This window comes from Nitrospirota bacterium, from assembly GCA_016219645.1.
In the GTDB taxonomy this organism is placed as follows: Bacteria; Nitrospirota; Nitrospiria; order Nitrospirales; family Nitrospiraceae; genus Palsa-1315.
The window spans coordinates 204,871-221,983 of record JACRLR010000020.1 but is presented as its reverse complement, the minus strand read 5'-3'; the positions used below and the strand labels follow the sequence as shown (position 1 = coordinate 221,983).

The following is a 17,113-nucleotide window of genomic DNA, read 5'->3' as shown; positions in this document are numbered from 1 at the left end:
AGAGGACGTATGGCTGAGGGACAAATAGCCGGGTTCGCGGACCGTCAAAGGGTTTCTCTGACAAGGGTGACGAGCATCTTGTTGTCGGGGCGGCTGCTCGGGGTCGCCTTCGGCCTGATCAACGCTGTCGTGCTTGCGCGTGTTCTGGGGGTGACAGCGCTCGGTGAGTATGCCTATGCCATGGGATTGGTCGCACTGTTCGGGCTCGTCCCGAACTCAGGCCTTAGCACGGTCATTACTCGGGCGATCGCGCTGGACCCAGATCATAACGGACAGCTCTTTTCGATGGCGCAGAGAACGCAAGTCCTGTTGGGCATGGGTGTCTTTGCCGCGATCATGGCCGTGGCTATGGCGTTACCTCAGCATATCGTGTCGGTTTCGGATATCGCTTTGGCTGGTGCACAGCTCGTGCTGGGATCACTCAGCATCCCGTACCTAGCGGTGTTGGCCGGGCGCGCCCGGTACGATCTTGCCGCGGTCGTGGAGCTTTCGGTCGCATGTCTTGGCACGGCCTCCTTCCTGGTTGTTGCGGCCTATCAAGGCGGGTTGACGGATTTCCTGGCGGCGCAGATCGTCAATGCGGTCGGATCGATCGTGATCGCCCGATCGGTTGCGAAGAAGTATCTACCCGGCAGTTCCGGGACACCCTGCTCGATGGTTGGGTTGCTTCGGGAAGGGATACCGTTTGGGGCGGCGAGCATTGTTCAAAACCTGTATACGCGTATCGATGTATTGTTGTTGGGACAGTTGTCGACACCAGCAATGGTTGGTCTCTATAGCGCCGCCTATAAACCTGTGAACATGCTGCTGAGTTTCGGCGCGTCGGCATCCGGCACGTTGTTTCCGTACCTGGTGCAGGAGGCCCGCACTGTGTCATCCGGATCGTTTGAACGAGTGTTCAAGCTGGTGATGGTGGTGGCCCCTGCCATGGCGTTCCTGATCGGTGGGTGTGCGCAAGTGATGGTCGAGTTGCTGTTCGGCGTGGAGTACGCCCCGGCGGCAATTATGCTGACGGTGCTTGCCTGGTCGGCGGCCGCCAACTGGCTGTATGCCCCGATTGGATTGGCGCTGCAAGCACGCGGGTACGAACGTGCCTGGATGGCTGTGCTTGCGGCAGCATTGCTGGTCAACACCGCGCTCAACCTGTGGGCGATTCCTCGCTGGGGCGGATTGGGCGCTGCTGCGAGCACGTTGCTCTGCGAAGGGCTGCTCCTTTGTATTTGTGCTGTCATGATGCGACGGGCTTTCGGGACAGCGCTGTCGATCCCGGCTGTTCCAGCTTGTGTCGGGGCGACGCTCGCCGGACTAGTGACGTTTGTCGGAGTCCATGACGCAGGCGCAATGGTCTCTGCACTTGCATCGCTCGTTCTGTATGCGGCCGTGCTATGGCTGTTTCGAGTGGTGACAGCATCGGATATGCATAAACTGGTCGGACGGTTTCGAGAGACCGCGCAGGGTCATGCGCGCGCCTGAGGGAGCTGCGGAGGCATATGGGCTCCTCAATGACACATACGCTGACGATAGGAGTCGATGCCGGTCCGATGATCGGACGTGGAGGGATCAGCCGCTATGTCGGGCCGTTAGTTCGAGCGTTGATTACCTCAGCGAGTGCCCTCGACATCCGACTCATCGTGCGCCGCGGGTGGCAGCAGGCGCCGGGTGTGGAACAACTGGAGCTGTTGGCGCCTGTCACCAGACTTTCAATGCCGGACCGGGCATTGACTGGCTGGTGGGACTGTACCGGGTACAGTCTTCCGTTGCCCCCTCGGCTCTGGGGAAGTTTTGACTGTTATCTCAGTACCTCGTTGATGAGTCCTGTGCTCTCGCGAGGTGAAGTGCTCTCGATCATCTATGATCTGATCCCGCTACGACTACCGGCGTTGTTTCCGGATCATGCAATGTTCCGGGAACAGATCCGGCGTGTCTGCGAACGGTCGTCTGCGCTCATCGCGATTTCCGACTGTACCAAGCGGGACCTCATTGACCTGATGGATATCGAACCTGATCGTGTTCATGTCGTATATCCCGGGCGCCTTCAAGATGTTCAGCGGCCTCGACCTGATCAGGTAGCGGCGGTAATGGAGCGGTACGCGATTAAGGGGGCCTATATCCTCTACGTGGGGTCAATGGGGACACACAAGAATGTCGCAACCCTGTTGCGTGCCTATGAGCAGGCCCGACAAGCGAACAGGTTGTCTGCCTCATTGGTTTTGGCTGGAGGCACCGAATGGGGCGGGAAGACGCTCGACCTGTTGGAATCGCTCTCTGTCAGACAGGATGTCATCGTCACCGGTTTTGTCCCGGACGAAGAGTTGCCGGCTCTCTATACAGGGGCGGACCTCTTTGTCTTCCCGTCTCTCTACGAAGGGTTCGGGCTTCCCGTCTTGGAAGCGATGGCCTATGGAAAAGCTATTGTTGTCTCGAGGGGTGGCGCGTTGCCGGAGGTGTCGGGGAGTGCCGGGATCAGCGTGGATCCCGATGATATTGATGCCTTCGCAGAGGCGATAGCCCATGTCCTGGAAGATACAAGTCACCGTGAATCCATGGAGCAAGCGAGCCTGGCTCAGGCGGAGAAGTTTTCCTGGGAGGCCAGTGCGACGGCGTTAGCTTGCCTTATGGCACGTACCGCTGGGAGAGGGTGATCGTGACGACGGATGCGTTCTACAACGAAGAATATTTTGAAGGGAAGTCTCGCCATAGTCCGCCTCATTCACGGGGCCTCATCTATCCCATGGCTGAGCGGACAGCGCGATTCCTGTGCCGACAGTCGGCTCCGGCCCGTGTGTTGGATATCGGATGCGCCAAGGGCTATTTGGTCGAAGCGTTTCGGGCAGAGGGGGTGGCGCAAGCCATGGGTATCGACGTGAGCTTCTATGCGGTATCCCACGGGGAGCCGTCCATGCGCGGGCGCTTGCTCGTGGGTAATCTGACCGAGGGGCTTCCGGTGGCGACAGGGACTTGTGACGTGGTGACAGCCATGGATCTCTTCGAACATCTGGCCGATCCCGTCCCGGCGCTTCGGGAAATCTTCAGGGTGTTGCACAAGGATGGAAAGGTCTATTTGAAGATCTGCCATCCTCGTCATCCAAACGCTACGCGAGACCCCTCACACATCAACGTGCAGCCGTTGGCCTATTGGACTGCCATTTTTCGGCGGGTGGGATTCTCCTGGAAGCGGGTTTATGAGACGGATGTCGCGGGGTTGAGCTCTGGTACAGATCAGGCGAAGGCCGTTGTCAGACGGTTCCGGGAATGGGCGGTTATTGGCACGCCGGCCGATTACAAGTTCATGCTGGTGAGAGCGTAATGGAAGATCAGGCACAGAAGTTCTGGGACGCCTACTGGGTCGACCAGGGTATTACGGTGACCGCGAGAACCATGACGCAGATTCTTGATCGCATTAAGCTCGGATATTTGCGAAACATCTTGCCGACGTCAGGCCGCTGTCTTGAGGTCGGGGCCGGCTCCGGACGGTTGTCCTGTTGGTTGGCGCAAGGCGGTTATCGAACGGTCTGCATGGATTTTTCGCCCAATGCGTTGAAGGCTGCCCAATTGAATTATCACAGCGCCACGGTGACCGGAGGATTCTTGGCGGGGGATGGATTTGCCTTGCCGGTGCAGGATCAGAGCCTCGATGTCGTGCTCTCGACAGGATTGCTGGAGCACTTTCATGACCCGACTCCGATTGTCCGTGAAATGGTACGGGTACTGAAACCGGGGGGTCTATTCTATTCCGATATCGTGCCTAACAAATTCTCGCTCTTTCGTTCGCTCGATTGGCTGGGGAGCCTGAAGCGTAGCGTGATCGGCTCCCGGCAATCGCAGGAAGGCTACTACGAACGGGCCTTTACCTCTGGGCAGATCCGTACGCTCCTCCGGGAAGGTGGACTGACGGACATCACGGTATTTCCAGCCGGTGTGGTGCCGCCGTATGTGCCCCTGCTCTATCGATCGGAGCGTCTGAGAGACATTCAAGTATCGTGGGTGGAGAAAACACAACGTCTGTGGCGAGGGTTGGATCGAACGTGGGTCGCCGAATGGCTCGGATTTTATTATTTTGCCTGGGGTATAAAACCATCGTAAGGAGCAGTGGCTGATGGCGGTGCAGGATCACATAGAGCCGGCTGGGACGTACAAGTCCCAATATCATCTTCGGTGGCGCGCGGGGGCTCGACTGTTGGATCCGTTCCCCCGATTGAAGGAATGGCTGGCATCCTCGGCCCGAGGCCTATTGAAGCAGATCTTCGAGCCGGGAATGGTCACGACTGAGCGTGTCATCGAATATCCGTTCGTGTTTCAGCATCTGAACGGCGTTGTCGGCCCGGTCCTCGATCTTGGTTGTTGCCACAGTCGACTGCCGCTCGCGTTGGCCTCCCGTGGATTCGAGGTGGTGGGGATGGACTTCAATCCCTATCCCTATCGCCATCCCGGTCTCCGTGCGTTACGGGGCGACATCATGAAGATTCCCTTCGCAGCAGGCACCTTTTCCGCTGTGCTGGCTGTGTCGGTCATTGAGCATATCGGCATCGGCCATTACGGCGAGCCGGAAGCAGATATCGGAGATCGAGTTGCGGTTCGAGAGATTGCGCGCATTCTGAAACCTGGTGGCAAAGCGCTGATCACGGTTCCGTATGGGCGCACCCATACGAACGACTGGATGAGGGTCTATGATCAACCACGGCTGGCGCAGCTGACGGCCGCCTTGGCAACCGATCAAGTGGAGTATGCGGTCAGCCGCACGGGTCTCTGGATGCCTGCAGAGGAGGGTGAAGCGGCGGCAATCGATTGGAACGGGCCTTCTCGTGCCGTGGCGCTCGTGGTGGCTTCTAAAGCGGCCTAGCCCGCATTATTCACGAGGGTTCGTGACGAAACCGCTGAGACGCGTTGTGAGACGGGCAAGCGCAGCCGGGAAGGAAGGAAGCATACTTGAACAGTATGTTGACCGACTGAGTGGCGAGCACGCCCGTCGGAACAGCGTATCGGCGGTTGCAGGAGAAGCCTTCGTGAATAATGCGGGCGAGGGGAACTGATTCATGCGATTGCTTTTTCTGGCACCGGCGCCTCCGTCAGACCGTCATGGGGGCGGGGCGTTACGCATGCTGCATCTTGTGCGGTTTCTAGGGAAGCGCTTCGAGGTCGATCTGATCGCTCCGGCGCTTGAGGGCCAACCAGAAGCAGAACGTCTATTGGGCGGTATCTGTGCTGAAATGGAGTTTGTTCAGGTGCAAACTCCATCCTGGCTGACCCGTATCTCCCATGTGGGCCCCTATCGTACTGACCCACTCTTGCGTGAGGCTGTGCGTCATCGACTAGGATCGCGACAATATCAAGCGATTCAGGTGGAAAAGCCGGCCATGTTGCCCTACCTGCCGGACGGCTGTCATCTGCCGATCGTGTTAGACGTCTGGGCCTATGGCCTCAGCGGTCCCTGGCGGGCGGTAAAACATGAACAGGGTGGATTTGTTCGAGCACGGAATCTCATTCGCCTGGCCCGCTTTGGCCTCTTCGACGCGTTTTGCTGGCCGAGCCTCCATTCGCTGTTAGTGGTGTCGCACGATGATCTGGCTCGGTCTGAGCGGGCCAGACTGCGGCGACGCACTGTGGTGGTTCCGAACGGGGTGGATTGTTCGACCGTGACGGCAAAATCATCCTACGAAGGTTCGAAACCGCTGCTGCTCTTTACGGGGGATATGAGCTTTCAGCCAAACATCGATGCGGCATTGTTTCTTGCCAATGAGGTATTTCCCGAGATCCGCCGTGAACTTCCTGAAGTTGAGCTACGATTCGTCGGACGCAATCCAGACCCCCGTATTCAGGCCTTGGTGCGGACAGGGATCGTCGTGGCTGGTGCTGTGCCGGACATGCTTCCGCATCTGCATGAGGCCACGGTCTATGTCGCGCCGCATTTCACCGGCGCGGGCACGAGGACAAAACTCCTGGAGGCGATGGCAGCAGGACTCCCCATCGTCACCACAACCGTAGGAATCGAAGGGATCGACGTTCAGCCGGGTCGTGATGCCTTGATAGCCGATTCGGCGAAGGACATGATCGAGTCACTGCTTACGCTGCTGGCCAGCGCCGACGATCGTCGGCGGTTCGGCCTGGCCGCGCGTCAATTGGCGGAAGCGCGCTACGATTGGAATCGCTGTCTCGGCCCGTTGGAATCGATCTATCGGGACATCGCCTTACCGGAGGCCCTGGCATGTTGACGGTCAGTCTCGTGATCCCGATCAAGAATTCCGCCAGGACCTTACCTGCCTGTTTGCATGCGCTCGACTGCCTCAATCCAGCGCCGGCCGAAGTGTTTGTGATCGATAATGGGTCGACCGATGGGTCTCTCGCACTGCTTCAGGCTTGGACCGAGCAAACCAAGGGTATCAACGTCCGCCTGTTGCGGGAGGCGAAACCGGGAGCATCTGCAGCGAGAAATACAGGCATCCGAGCGGCGCGTGGCGATATCGTTGCCTTTACCGATAGCGACTGTGTCCCACAATCGGACTGGTTGAGCCATCTGTTGGCCCCATTTGACGATGCGGACACAGGGGCTGTCGCAGGTCGTATCGCCGGAGTCTTCGATCGCACACTGTGCGAAATGTTCTGCTCCCTCTACACGCTTCAATCGGCCGGGGAAACGACGACGCACCGGGAATGGACTCCTTGGTCCGGTGGATTTCCGACGGCCAATCTTGCGGTGCGGCGCCGGCTCTTGGAGCAACTGGACGGGTTTGACGAGACGGTGAAGATTTATGGAGAGGACTACGACCTTTGCGCCAGACTCTACGAACAGCAGGCGGCGATTGTTTACACACCGACTGCCTGTGTGATGCATCACCACCGGACCACCCTGCGGGGATTAATTCGACAGGCTTTCGGGTTTGGCAGAAGCCATGCATATCTATTGCAGCGGCATCATCCCCAGGGATTATGGCTTGAATTGCCTCGCCGCTTGGTCCAATGGACCGCGCTTCCCATGCGAGGGTGGGTGGACGTCGCGTCACCGGACAAGAAGGCACTGGCCCTGCTTGCGATGGGTTGTTTCTATCGGCCGAGTCTCTGGCTGTTCCCGTTGTATTTGCTGTGGCTGATTCATCAAGCGAGTGCGCGGGCTCGCGCAGCTGGTGCTCCAGTTTCGCTGTCTCGTTCGTTCAATCTGGCGTGGCTCCTGATCGTGAAGGCAGGCGCGATGACGGCAGGCCGATGGTGGGGGTCGGTGAGATACGGTGCGTTATGTTTGTAGATTGTCGAACCCGGAGACCGAGCGGCCCGTCAGAGGGTATGGAGTGCGATTGCCATGAGTGAGTCCGTATCCATCATCATCTGCTCGAAAGACCGGCGCCGTGACTTGGAGCAAGCCGTACTGACAGTCCGGAAGTCCGGCCCAGCCTGCGCCGCCGCGGAGATCGTGGTGGTCGAAGAAACGGATCGGCCCGAGCCGATTGCAGACGTAAAGTACGTGGCGATTCCTCGTCACCATCGCGGTTTCGGCTACGCGAGAAATACCGCGGTGCAAGCCGCAACCGGCGCCATCCTCTTGTTTATTGACGACGATTGTGAAGCGAACGAGGGGTGGGGGGAAGCCTTACTCGCTCCGTTCGAAGAAAATCCCGATGTCCTCGGAGTTGCAGGGGCGGTTGCGGTGCACGAATGCGGCCTGATCGGGTATGCGGAAAATATTCTCGGATTTCCCGGCGGAGGGTTGCGCTATGCGCATCAAGCGCAGGGGCACACGGTGCCGACGGAGCACCTCTCAACCTGCAACTGTGCCTATCGAAGAAGCGCCCTGCAACTCGCGGGAGGCTTTCCGGAAGAGGCACGGGTCGGTAGTGAAGACTCGCTCATTGCAGAGCGTGTCGCTCGGCTGGGGCGCTGTTGTTACACACCCCATGCTGTGGTCTATCACCGGACGCGAGACCGTTTGTCGACCGTGGCAAGCTGGTTTATGCGACGCGGGTACAGCGAAATGGCGTCCATCCAACATCGTGTGGGGAAGAGCCTGTTTCTCACGTATGTCATCAGAAGTTCGTGGACGTTGCGGGTGGGAGTCATACTCCTCATCGCTGCCTGGGTTCCTCCTGTTGCCGCGCTTGTGCCGCTTGGTTTCTCGCTCTATTACCTGGTGATGTTGTGGCGATATCGGTTTGCGAGAGACTATCCGACCCATCGTGCGGCATGGTGGGTGGTTCCCCTTGTGAAATTGACGATGGACGTCGGCAACGAACTCGGTCGGTGGAAATACGCGATGGCGAGGCCGGTCTTATGAGTGAGCCACAATCGGTGCTCTTCATCTCGAATCATGGCGATATCGTAGGGGGAGGAGAAATCAGCCTGCTCCAGTTGCTTGGCGCGCTCGATCATTCACAGTGGCGTCCGGTCCTGGTGGTACCGCATGAGGGAGCTGTGGCAGAACAGGCAGCCCAGGCTAATATCCCCACGTATGTGGTCCCGATGCCTGCGGTCACCGGTACGAGTACGGCAAGCCTGACCAGTATACGGGCTCTCACACGGCTGATTCGACAGCAAGCCGCACAGATCGTTCACGCCAACGGTACACGTGCCATGATCTACGGAGGGTTGGCGGCAAAGATTGCTCGTTGCCAGGCTGTCTGGCATGTGCGTGTCGCCGACTCAGATGGCTTGCTGGACCGTGCGCTGTACAAGCTCTCAGCGGGAGTCATCGTCAATTCAGATGCAGTGAGTCGTCGATTTTCATGGGGGGCGGCTGACCGGATTCATCGTATCTATAATGGGGTCGATACCCTACGGTTTGCTCCAGGGCCTCCGTCACCCGTCCAGCGTGCCGCACTGGGTCTGAGTGCCGGCGACCGAGTGGTAGTGAGTGTGGGCCGGTTCGTGGCCTATAAGGGCTATGATGATCTCCTCCATGCCGCGGCTATCATCCATCGGCAGGACGCGGCGGTGCATTGGGTGCTGGTTGGTGACGGGGAGCTTCGTTCCGACCTGGGCAGACTGGCAGACGAACTCGGTCTACATCAGGTGGTGCATTTTACTGGTTGGTTGAACGATGTACGGGACATGCTTGCCTTGGCAGATGTGTTCGTATTGCCATCGCACGGCGAACATTTCGGCCGTGTCCTTATCGAAGCGATGGCGATGGGCAGAGTAGTGGTAGCGACTGCTGCGGGAGGGGTGCCGGAGATCGTCAGGCATGGTGTAACCGGTTGTCTCGTCGCGCCAGGTCAACCGGATCGTCTTGCAGAATCGGTGCAAGAGGCTCTGGCGCATAGCGATCGATCCAGCCAATTTGGTCTAGCCGGGCGTCGTGTCGTCGAGGAGCGGTTTAGTCTCCAAGGGCATGCGGATCAGGTTCAATCGCTCTATCTTCATCTCACTGGAGTCTGTTGTGAATAGGTGCAATCTCTGTGGAGGGACGGAGTTTACAGTGGTCGAAGATCACGGCGCTGTCCGGGTCGTCCGGTGCGCCTGTCAGCTCATGTTTGTCACGCCGATTCCATCGAGGGGTGAGATCGAGAAGACCTATCAGGATGACTACTACGAGCCGTGGAAACAACAGGAGGCCGGGCGTCGCCATATTTGGACGAGACGATTGCGAACCCTGCAGCAGCTTAGCGGACGGGGCAGGCGTCTTTTGGATGTCGGCTGCGGCGACGCGACCTTTCTCCGGCTGGCGCGACAAGAGGGATGGCAGGTCTCCGGGACTGAGCTGTCTGCTGCCGCCGTGGCGCAGGCGGCGGATCTCGATGTGCGGCGTGGGGAAGTATGGGAGGTCAAATTGCCGGGGGACAGGTTCGACGTGGTCACGAGTTGGCACGTGATTGAACATGCGTCCGACCCGAAGCGGATGGTTGCGGAATTGTTTCGTCTTGTGCGACCGGGAGGCTGGGTGGTGTTGGCCACCCCGAATGTCCATGACTATATCTTTCGCCTTGGGTATCTTGCCGGGCGGGGGCATTGGCCCTCATTGTACGAAGAGGACGAGCGAGAACTGCATCTCTTTCACTTTTCTGATACGACCCTGTCGAAGCTGGTCCAGTCCGTCGGATTCACTGACGTCCAAATCGGGTTCGACCGAGGAGCGGCGGCTGTATCGAGCAAACGACTCGTCAACCAGCTGGCCTACGGATGGTATCGTTTGACCGGTTTGAATTGGGGAATCGGTCTTGAGTTGATCGCCAGGAAGCCGGCATCGTCTACCGCGGAGCGGCTCTGCGCATGAGGGAGAGGCTGATGCGTGTCGGTGTCGATGGACGCGAACTCCAGCAGGGCGTAAGGACGGGGATCGGACACTATGTCCGTGAGGTGTTGCATGCTGTATCGAGCAAGGGATGGGACTGCGTGGTCTATGCTCCGTCCAACGCAGATCTGCAGGGGTTGCCTTCCGGCATCACGTACAAACCGGTTCCCTCCGTCTGGACCCAGTGGTGGGATCAGGTCCGCCTCCCACGTCAGTTAGCAGAAGACCGGATCACCGTATTTCTCTCTCCCTACTATAAGGGGCCGGTGCTGGCAGGCTGTCCAGTTGTCTTGACGATTCACGATCTATTCTTTATTGGATACCCTGGGCGACGGAGGCCCGCCTACGATGCAGTGATGACCGGCTTGGGCCGGCTCTATGCCAATCGCGCCTCCGCCATCATCGCCGACTCACAATACTCGAAGCAGTCGATCATGGCTCAGTTGGGGATCTCTGCGGACAAGGTGACGGTGATTCCTGTTGCACTGGGGAAACATTTCAGCCCGCAGCCATTGACGGTGAAGGCCTGTGCAACCTATGGTCTGACGTCTCGGTATATTCTGTATGTGGGCAATTTCAAGCCGCATAAGAATGTGCCACGCCTCGTAGAAGCCTATGCCGCTTTGCCGCCATCCCTGAGGGCAATCTATCAACTGGTCTTAGCCGGTTCCGACCAGGAGCATCGACCGCAGTTGCAGCAATTGGCTGACCGTCTTCGCATCGGTGATCGAGTGGTCTTTCCCGGGCTTATTGCCGATGAGGACTTGTCCGCCCTCTATACGGGCTGCGCATTGTTCGTACTTCCCTCCCTCTATGAGGGGTTTGGTCTTCCAGCGCTCGAAGCCATGGCCTGTGGTGCGGCGGTGGCTGCAGCCAACCGTGCTGCCATTCCCGAAGTTGTCGATCAGGCGGCTCTGCTGTTCAATCCGGAGCAGGTCGGCGACATAACTATGGTCATGGTGAGAGGGCTGACGGAAGTAGGGTTGCGGGATCAACTGAGGGCGAAGGGGGTCGCGCGCGCGCGCGAATTTTCCCTTCGTCATACGTCGGGCTTGGTCGTGGATCTCCTTGAGCGGGTGGCTGAGGAGGCTGCCTAGGATATGGTGCAAGAGAATGCCAATAGATGTCTCTGCGGGGCCTCAGCAGAGGCCTATGCGATTGACGGGGTCGTCCGCGAGCGGCTCTATTGTCGGCAATGCGGGCTGCTATGGCGTGGGACCATGCCGTCGGACGAAGAAGCGGCGCAGTGGTACAGAGACCACTATTGGCAGCAGTTTGGCGTGGAACAGCAGGGGACGGCGCGGGAGAACCTGTGCCGACACGTCATGGACATGATTCTCATGAACCGTCCGAGCCACGGCACATTGGTCGATGTCGGTTGTGGGGGAGGCGCCCTGCTCATGCAAGGCGTGGACTGTGGGTGGCGTGGGATTGGATTTGAACTGTCCAAGGCCGCAGTCAATCGTGCTCGATCCAGGGGGCTCGAAGTCCGTGAGCAGAGCTGGTTGCCCTGTCCACTGGATGACGATTCAGCCGATGCGGTGACGTTCGTGAATGTGCTGGATCATCTGATCAACCCGTTCGATGCCTTGAAAGAAGCGTGGCGCGTGTTACGTCCGGGCGGGCAGATATACATCAGAGTGCCGAACGGACCGCTGCACGATCAGTTGTCCCGCCTGTTGTCCGGTTGTGGTCTCGCTCACCTGACGGTCATGCATCTGTACGGGTTCGGCCGGCGTGCGCTTTCCTATCACCTCACCAGGCTTGGGTTCGAGGCTGTAGAGGTGCGCACATCACCTCCCAGCCAATCAGATGCGTATGGAGTCGACGGGAAGGGGCGCTCGTGTATCCGTCACTGGGCCAAGCGATTGGACCAGACTGTCTACAGTGTGATGAACCGGACAGGGATGGATCAATGGGGCTGGGGGCTCTCGGTCGAGGCCCTGGCGAGAAAGCCGCTGACGATCGCCAAGGAGCAGTAGATGATATCTCGTCGCTGGAAAGCCAAATTCCGGGTCAGTGAGGCGACTGTGATCCTGGCGATCATCTCTGCGCTGGTCGCGCTCGGCCTGGCTATTTTTCTGAGAACGTACTACAGCTATAACCCAAGTGAGTATCGTCCTTTCGACGGAGAGCGCGAACGGTCTGTGCTCGACGGTCGCGGGATCAATCGCTGAGGAACCTACGATGTGCGGTATTTGCGGACATAGCGGGCAAGGCGAGCCGGAACTGTTAGAGCGCATGCTCGTCCGGCTCGTTCACCGAGGGCCGGATGAGATCGGGCGTTATCGGGAGCCTGGTGTAGCTCTTGGTATCCATCGCCTCCGTGTGATCGATCCTGAGGGCGGCAAACAGCCGGTGATGAATGAGACCTCGACAGTCTGTGCCGTGATGAACGGAGAGATCTACAATTATCGTGAGCTGCGTGAGGAATTGATCAACAAGGGCCATCGGTTTGTGTCTCAATGCGACACGGAGGTGTTGGTCCATCTGTATGAGGAAGATGGCGAAGGGATGGTCCATCGGCTACGCGGAATGTTTGCCTTCGCGCTCTGGGATCAGGTGCAACAATCCCTTTTGCTCGCTCGTGACCGATTGGGGATCAAGCCCCTCTACTATACGGTTCAGTCTGGTTTCGGGGAGGAGTCGAAGGTTCTGTTTGCTTCGGAATTACCAGCGCTGTTGGCCGCAATCCCTACTCCGTCGCTCCGTCCCGGTGCGATAGCAGACTACCTGTCGCTTCTGTACGTGCCGGGGCCGGAAACTGTCTATGAAGGGATCTATGAGCTTCGTCCGGGCGAGCTGCTTCTGATGCAGGACGGCTCGGTGAAATTCGAGCGATACTGGAGACCCCAAGAAAGCGCGATCACCAGGATCTGGCAGACCAAGGAGGAAATGATCGAGCATCTGCATGCGCAGCTGCGCGACACAGTGCAGAGCCACATCGTGAGCGACGTTCCCTTGGGCCTCTTCTTGTCCGGCGGAGTCGACTCCGGTGCACTTCTGGCCTTCATGCGCCGTGAAATCACAGGCCCGATCAAGACCTTTTCGATTGGGTATGAGGCACAGGAGGATCAGTCCTTCGATGAGCTGACCTCTGCCAGGCAGGTGGCGAGCTATTTTCAGACGGACCATGTGGAGGCCCGACTGCAACCGGATGCGGCATCGTTGCTGCCGAAGGTGGTAGAGGCCATGGCGGAGCCCTTCGCCGATTCCTCCGCCATTCCCACGTATTTGCTGTCTGAAGTGGCCAGGCGTACGGTTACGGTGGCGTTGTCAGGCATCGGTGGAGACGAGTTCTTTGGCGGCTATCCGAGATATCTCGGGATAAAGACCGCGTCGCTCTATGGCCAAGTTCCCTCGGCCCTCCGCTCAGCGGTTGCCTCTATGGCAGCAGGCGCGATGCGGGAGGGGGTCGGCGGACGAGATTATGCCGGTCGTGCCAAGCGGTTCCTGCGAGATAGCCACCGTTCGATCGAACAGCAGTATCTAATGTGGACGTCCTTTCTATCTGAGGAGAGAGCCCGCTCCGCATTGACGCCCGATCTGCTGGCGGCCTGTGCGGTGATCGATCGCCATGCAATGCGTGAACATCTCTTGAAGACCTGGCCATCAGACGATCCAGTGGATCGCGTGATGGGACTGGATATGCAGACCTATCTTCCTGACGACCTGCTGCGGATGGGGGATCGGATCAGCATGAAGCATTCACTCGAACTGCGTGTGCCGTTTTGCGACCACTTTCTTATTGGGCTTGCTAAAAGTATTCCATCAACACAGCATCTTAATGGGTGGAAGCTCAAGTCATTCTTGAAGAGTTCTCTGGAGGGACTGCTCCCGCCAGCGGTACTTGAGGGGCCTAAGATGGGGTTTCATATTCCATTGGCCCGATGGCTCAGGCAGGACTTGAAACCGATGGTCGCAGACCTTCTGTCAGAGTCCGTGATCAGGCGGCGAGGGTATGTCAAACCTGCCTATGTCCAGAATCTGCTTCGCGAGCATGATTCTGGGAGACGGAACCATGCGGATCAGATCTACGCACTGGCCGTATTAGAATTGTGGCAACGGCAACAGGCTTACTAGCAGTATGCTGAAAAAGACCGCCAGCAGGGGGGGGGATGGCCCGGTGAGTCCCCTGTGCTCGCGGAACGCGCACGATAGGAATGTGCTCGTTCGACGCGCGCAGTGGGGGACTCATCCGGGTCATCCTTTGGATACCGTAAACGAGCGAGCTTGGAAGAACTATCTTTGGTCGCTCGCTGCGGCCTTGCCTGTGGAGCGGCGCGTCTCGGCGCGCCGGGGCAGGGCGGGTGAGACCAGTGGCCTTTTTGAGCATCCTGTACTACTTGAACGTCAGTTCCACGTGAACGCGTTCTCACAGTGTTTTGTGTATAAACCGAGTTTTTCCACAGACTGCTAGGTCTCAGAAGGAACAGCCGGCGATGAACATGGCCATGTTTTCAGAAGTGTCGATTGACCGAGTGATCGGCGGGGCAGAGCGTGTCCTGCGAGAGCAGGCCCTGGGCCTCGGCAGGTCAGGCCATCAGGTCCGCGTCGTTACGAGATCGGTCCCAGGCGATGAACGGACAATGATGACAGTTGAGGCTGTGGAGGAACACCGGTACCTGGTGTCCCGCACGAACGAGTTGGCATTTGTATCCTCCACGCTCGATCAATCGGTCGAGGCGTTTGACCGGTCCTGTCGGGGCCAACGGCTCGATGTGGGGCTGATCCATCAGTCCCTGGCGGGATTGGGACCGTTGCTGCGACGGAGAGAACAGGTCTCTCATTGGTTCTACATGTGTTTGTCGCTTGCCCATGAGGAGTATATGACGCGGGTCAAGCCAGGTTCCTCTGGTGCGAGGCAGCTTCGCTGGAAGTTGAACGGGATGGCGCGGCGTCGTATCGAACGGCTGGTCATGAGCCGGTGCGAGCGGGTCATCGTACTCAGCCGCTTCATGTGGGATCGTGTAGTGGAGTTTCATCACATTCCTGAACAGAAGCTCTGCTTGATTCCTGGTGCCGTCGATGAACAGGCCTTTCACCCTCCGCTTGACCGAGCCGCCGTGCGGGCCTCGCTCAAGCTTCCAGAGGACCGGACCGTTCTCTTCACCGTCCGCAACCTGGTGCCCCGGATGGGCTTGGAGCATTTTATCGAAGCCATCGCACGGCTTGGCGAGAGGAACAAGGGACTGTTGGTGCTGATTGGTGGGGAAGGTCAACTCCGGGGCAAGCTCCAAGACCTGATCTACAGGTACCAACTCGGGGGCTCCGTCCAATTGATCGGTTTCGTTCCCGAGCAGGACCTCACAAGATATTATCAAGCTGCGGATCTCGTGGTGATTCCAACAAGGCAATTGGAAGGGTTCGGCCTGGTGACTGTCGAGGCGATGGCCTGTGGGGCTCCAGTAATGGCGACGCCGATCGGTGCGTTGCCGGAGATCATCAACCGGCTGGATCCGTTGCTGCTCGCAGAGGGGACAGATGGGGCCGCCCTTGCCAGAAGTCTTGAGCACATCCTCGATCGCTTTGCGCAGGATCCGGATTGGCGGCGTCGCCTGGGCGAAGCTGGCCGACGGCTGGTAACAGATTGCTACAACTGGAGACAACATTGCCGTGAACTCGAAGGAGTATTTCAGGAAGGCCTGCCGGTTCAGGCGTTGGCTGCATAGGGAGCTCTGTGAATCATTCTTCAAAGGGTAGCGCGTGATGCCTCCCAAAACAGTTATTCATGTCATCACGCGGTTAGACCATGGAGGATCGGCCCAGAACACGATGTTGACCGCACTCGGTCACGATCGAGAACGTTTTAGGCCCCTTGTTGTCATGGGCCTTCCCGGCCGCTGGGATGCCCAGGGAGGCCAAGGGGCGACAGAGGAAAATGTGCGTCTGTTGGAGAAAGAGGGGATCCAATCGGTGGTGATTCCAACAATGGTTCGGTCTATTTCGCTGCTTGACGATATGAGGACCTTGGGGACGCTCATCCGGCTCTTCCGCCGTGAACGCCCCTCAGTGGTCCATACCCACACATCGAAAGCTGGTGTCCTTGGTCGTATTGCGGCTTGGATTGCCAAGGTGCCTGTGGTGGTGCATACGCCGCACGGCCATGTGTTCTACGGACACTTCGGCCCATTCCAATCGTGGTTGTTTCTCCAGATTGAACGAGTGCTGAGTAGAATCACCCATCGGCTGATCGCTCTGACAGAGGCGGAACGGCAGGATCATCTCGATCGTTCCGTCGGCCGGTCCGACCAGTTCGCTGTGGTGCCCAGCGGCATTGATCGTGAACGGTTCAGAAGGGCGAGAATTCATGGCAAACAACAGCCTGATTGGTTTGGCTGTCCACCGGACGCACTGGTTGTCGGATCGGTCGGGTGGCTGACGGACATAAAGGGTCATGCATACCTGATCGAGGCAATTGCTAAGTTGAAGCGAGACTTTCCTGCCCTCCATCTGGTGATCGTCGGGAGCGGAGATCGGCATGAGGTACTTGTGCAGCAAGCGGGGTCGGCCGGTCTCAGCAATGCCATGCATCTGTTGGGTCACAGGGAGGATGTCGAGGCCTGTCTTTCCGGCATGGATCTATTCGTCTTGCCTTCGCTCAACGAAGGGATGGGGCGTGCGCTCATCGAAGCGATGGCAGCGGGACTTCCGGTGATTGCCTCCCGCGTCGGCGGTATTCCAGCCGTCGTGCGCCACGAGCTGACAGGCTTACTGGTTCCTCCAGGCGATGCCGGCGCCTTGGCAGCGGCGTTGCGTCGGCTGCTCGACCAGCCGGAATGGGCTGCTCAGTTAGGAGCCGCAGCAAGCCGCAGCGTGGACAGCCGCTATGGGGCGGTCTCAATGGTCGACGCAATCGAATCGATTTTTGCAGAGGCACTCACTGCTCATGCATAAGCG

The 17,113-nt window shown here is 58.5% G+C and carries 16 protein-coding genes; all 16 read left to right on the top strand.

Annotation, left to right across the window (positions count from 1 at the left end; all coding sequences use genetic code 11):
- The first annotated feature begins 9 nt into the window (after positions 1-9).
- Positions 10-1,473: a flippase gene (locus HZB34_10215; GenBank protein MBI5316335.1), complete on the top strand. Its 1,464-nt coding sequence runs from the start codon at positions 10-12 to the stop codon at positions 1,471-1,473.
- 29 nt (positions 1,474-1,502) lie between these two features.
- Positions 1,503-2,642 (top strand): glycosyltransferase family 4 protein, encoded by a 1,140-nt coding sequence (locus HZB34_10210; protein MBI5316334.1) that lies wholly within the window; start codon positions 1,503-1,505, stop codon positions 2,640-2,642.
- 2 nt (positions 2,643-2,644) lie between these two features.
- The gene (locus HZB34_10205; GenBank protein ID MBI5316333.1) at positions 2,645-3,307 is read left to right on the top strand and encodes a class I SAM-dependent methyltransferase; all 663 of its coding nucleotides are present in this window, start codon (positions 2,645-2,647) and stop codon (positions 3,305-3,307) included.
- On the top strand, positions 3,307-4,083 hold the full coding sequence (locus tag HZB34_10200) for a methyltransferase domain-containing protein (GenBank protein MBI5316332.1): 777 nt from the start codon (positions 3,307-3,309) through the stop codon (positions 4,081-4,083). Before HZB34_10205 ends, HZB34_10200 begins: the two co-directional genes overlap by 1 nt.
- 13 nt (positions 4,084-4,096) lie before the next feature.
- Positions 4,097-4,840: a class I SAM-dependent methyltransferase gene (locus HZB34_10195; protein MBI5316331.1), complete on the top strand. Its 744-nt coding sequence runs from the start codon at positions 4,097-4,099 to the stop codon at positions 4,838-4,840.
- Positions 4,841-5,033: 193 nt separating this feature from the next.
- On the top strand, positions 5,034-6,209 hold the full coding sequence (locus tag HZB34_10190; protein MBI5316330.1) for a glycosyltransferase: 1,176 nt from the start codon (positions 5,034-5,036) through the stop codon (positions 6,207-6,209).
- On the top strand, positions 6,203-7,237 hold the full coding sequence (locus tag HZB34_10185; GenBank protein ID MBI5316329.1) for a glycosyltransferase: 1,035 nt from the start codon (positions 6,203-6,205) through the stop codon (positions 7,235-7,237). Before HZB34_10190 ends, HZB34_10185 begins: the two co-directional genes overlap by 7 nt.
- Before the next feature lie 54 nt (positions 7,238-7,291).
- Positions 7,292-8,260, top strand: coding sequence for a glycosyltransferase (locus HZB34_10180; protein MBI5316328.1), 969 nt, complete (start codon positions 7,292-7,294; stop codon positions 8,258-8,260).
- Positions 8,257-9,369, top strand: a complete 1,113-nt coding sequence (locus HZB34_10175) for a glycosyltransferase family 4 protein (GenBank protein ID MBI5316327.1) — start codon at positions 8,257-8,259, stop codon at positions 9,367-9,369. Before HZB34_10180 ends, HZB34_10175 begins: the two co-directional genes overlap by 4 nt.
- On the top strand, positions 9,362-10,195 hold the full coding sequence (locus HZB34_10170; GenBank protein MBI5316326.1) for a class I SAM-dependent methyltransferase: 834 nt from the start codon (positions 9,362-9,364) through the stop codon (positions 10,193-10,195). The genes HZB34_10175 and HZB34_10170 overlap by 8 nt, the downstream gene beginning before the upstream one ends.
- A gap of 11 nt (positions 10,196-10,206) precedes the next feature.
- On the top strand, positions 10,207-11,310 hold the full coding sequence (locus tag HZB34_10165; protein ID MBI5316325.1) for a glycosyltransferase family 4 protein: 1,104 nt from the start codon (positions 10,207-10,209) through the stop codon (positions 11,308-11,310).
- Between the two features lie 3 nt (positions 11,311-11,313).
- Positions 11,314-12,195, top strand: coding sequence for a class I SAM-dependent methyltransferase (locus tag HZB34_10160; GenBank protein ID MBI5316324.1), 882 nt, complete (start codon positions 11,314-11,316; stop codon positions 12,193-12,195).
- Complete coding sequence (locus HZB34_10155; protein MBI5316323.1) at positions 12,196-12,390, top strand: hypothetical protein; 195 nt, start codon at positions 12,196-12,198, stop codon at positions 12,388-12,390.
- A 10-nt stretch (positions 12,391-12,400) separates the two neighbouring features.
- On the top strand, positions 12,401-14,296 hold the full coding sequence (gene asnB, locus HZB34_10150; GenBank protein ID MBI5316322.1) for an asparagine synthase (glutamine-hydrolyzing): 1,896 nt from the start codon (positions 12,401-12,403) through the stop codon (positions 14,294-14,296).
- Positions 14,297-14,655: 359 nt separating this feature from the next.
- The gene (locus HZB34_10145) at positions 14,656-15,885 is read left to right on the top strand and encodes a glycosyltransferase family 4 protein (GenBank protein MBI5316321.1); all 1,230 of its coding nucleotides are present in this window, start codon (positions 14,656-14,658) and stop codon (positions 15,883-15,885) included.
- 37 nt (positions 15,886-15,922) lie between these two features.
- A complete protein-coding gene (locus tag HZB34_10140; GenBank protein MBI5316320.1) occupies positions 15,923-17,110 on the top strand; it encodes a glycosyltransferase family 4 protein in 1,188 nt (395 codons plus the stop codon).
- Positions 17,111-17,113: the final 3 nt, after the last annotated feature.

Excerpts from the sequence above, each read along its gene's own strand:
- HZB34_10215 (MBI5316335.1), top strand. The coding sequence starts at position 10 with ATGGCTGAGGGACAAATAGCCGGGTTCGCGGACCGTCAAAGGGTTTCT.
- HZB34_10210 (MBI5316334.1), top strand. The coding sequence starts at position 1,503 with ATGACACATACGCTGACGATAGGAGTCGATGCCGGTCCGATGATCGGA.
- HZB34_10200 (MBI5316332.1), top strand. The coding sequence starts at position 3,307 with ATGGAAGATCAGGCACAGAAGTTCTGGGACGCCTACTGGGTCGACCAG.
- HZB34_10195 (MBI5316331.1), top strand. The coding sequence starts at position 4,097 with ATGGCGGTGCAGGATCACATAGAGCCGGCTGGGACGTACAAGTCCCAA.
- HZB34_10190 (MBI5316330.1), top strand. The coding sequence starts at position 5,034 with ATGCGATTGCTTTTTCTGGCACCGGCGCCTCCGTCAGACCGTCATGGG.
- HZB34_10185 (MBI5316329.1), top strand. The coding sequence starts at position 6,203 with ATGTTGACGGTCAGTCTCGTGATCCCGATCAAGAATTCCGCCAGGACC.
- HZB34_10180 (MBI5316328.1), top strand. The coding sequence starts at position 7,292 with ATGAGTGAGTCCGTATCCATCATCATCTGCTCGAAAGACCGGCGCCGT.
- HZB34_10175 (MBI5316327.1), top strand. The coding sequence starts at position 8,257 with ATGAGTGAGCCACAATCGGTGCTCTTCATCTCGAATCATGGCGATATC.
- HZB34_10165 (MBI5316325.1), top strand. The coding sequence starts at position 10,207 with ATGCGTGTCGGTGTCGATGGACGCGAACTCCAGCAGGGCGTAAGGACG.
- HZB34_10160 (MBI5316324.1), top strand. The coding sequence starts at position 11,314 with ATGGTGCAAGAGAATGCCAATAGATGTCTCTGCGGGGCCTCAGCAGAG.
- HZB34_10155 (MBI5316323.1), top strand. The coding sequence starts at position 12,196 with ATGATATCTCGTCGCTGGAAAGCCAAATTCCGGGTCAGTGAGGCGACT.
- asnB (MBI5316322.1), top strand. The coding sequence starts at position 12,401 with ATGTGCGGTATTTGCGGACATAGCGGGCAAGGCGAGCCGGAACTGTTA.
- HZB34_10145 (MBI5316321.1), top strand. The coding sequence starts at position 14,656 with ATGAACATGGCCATGTTTTCAGAAGTGTCGATTGACCGAGTGATCGGC.
- HZB34_10140 (MBI5316320.1), top strand. The coding sequence starts at position 15,923 with ATGCCTCCCAAAACAGTTATTCATGTCATCACGCGGTTAGACCATGGA.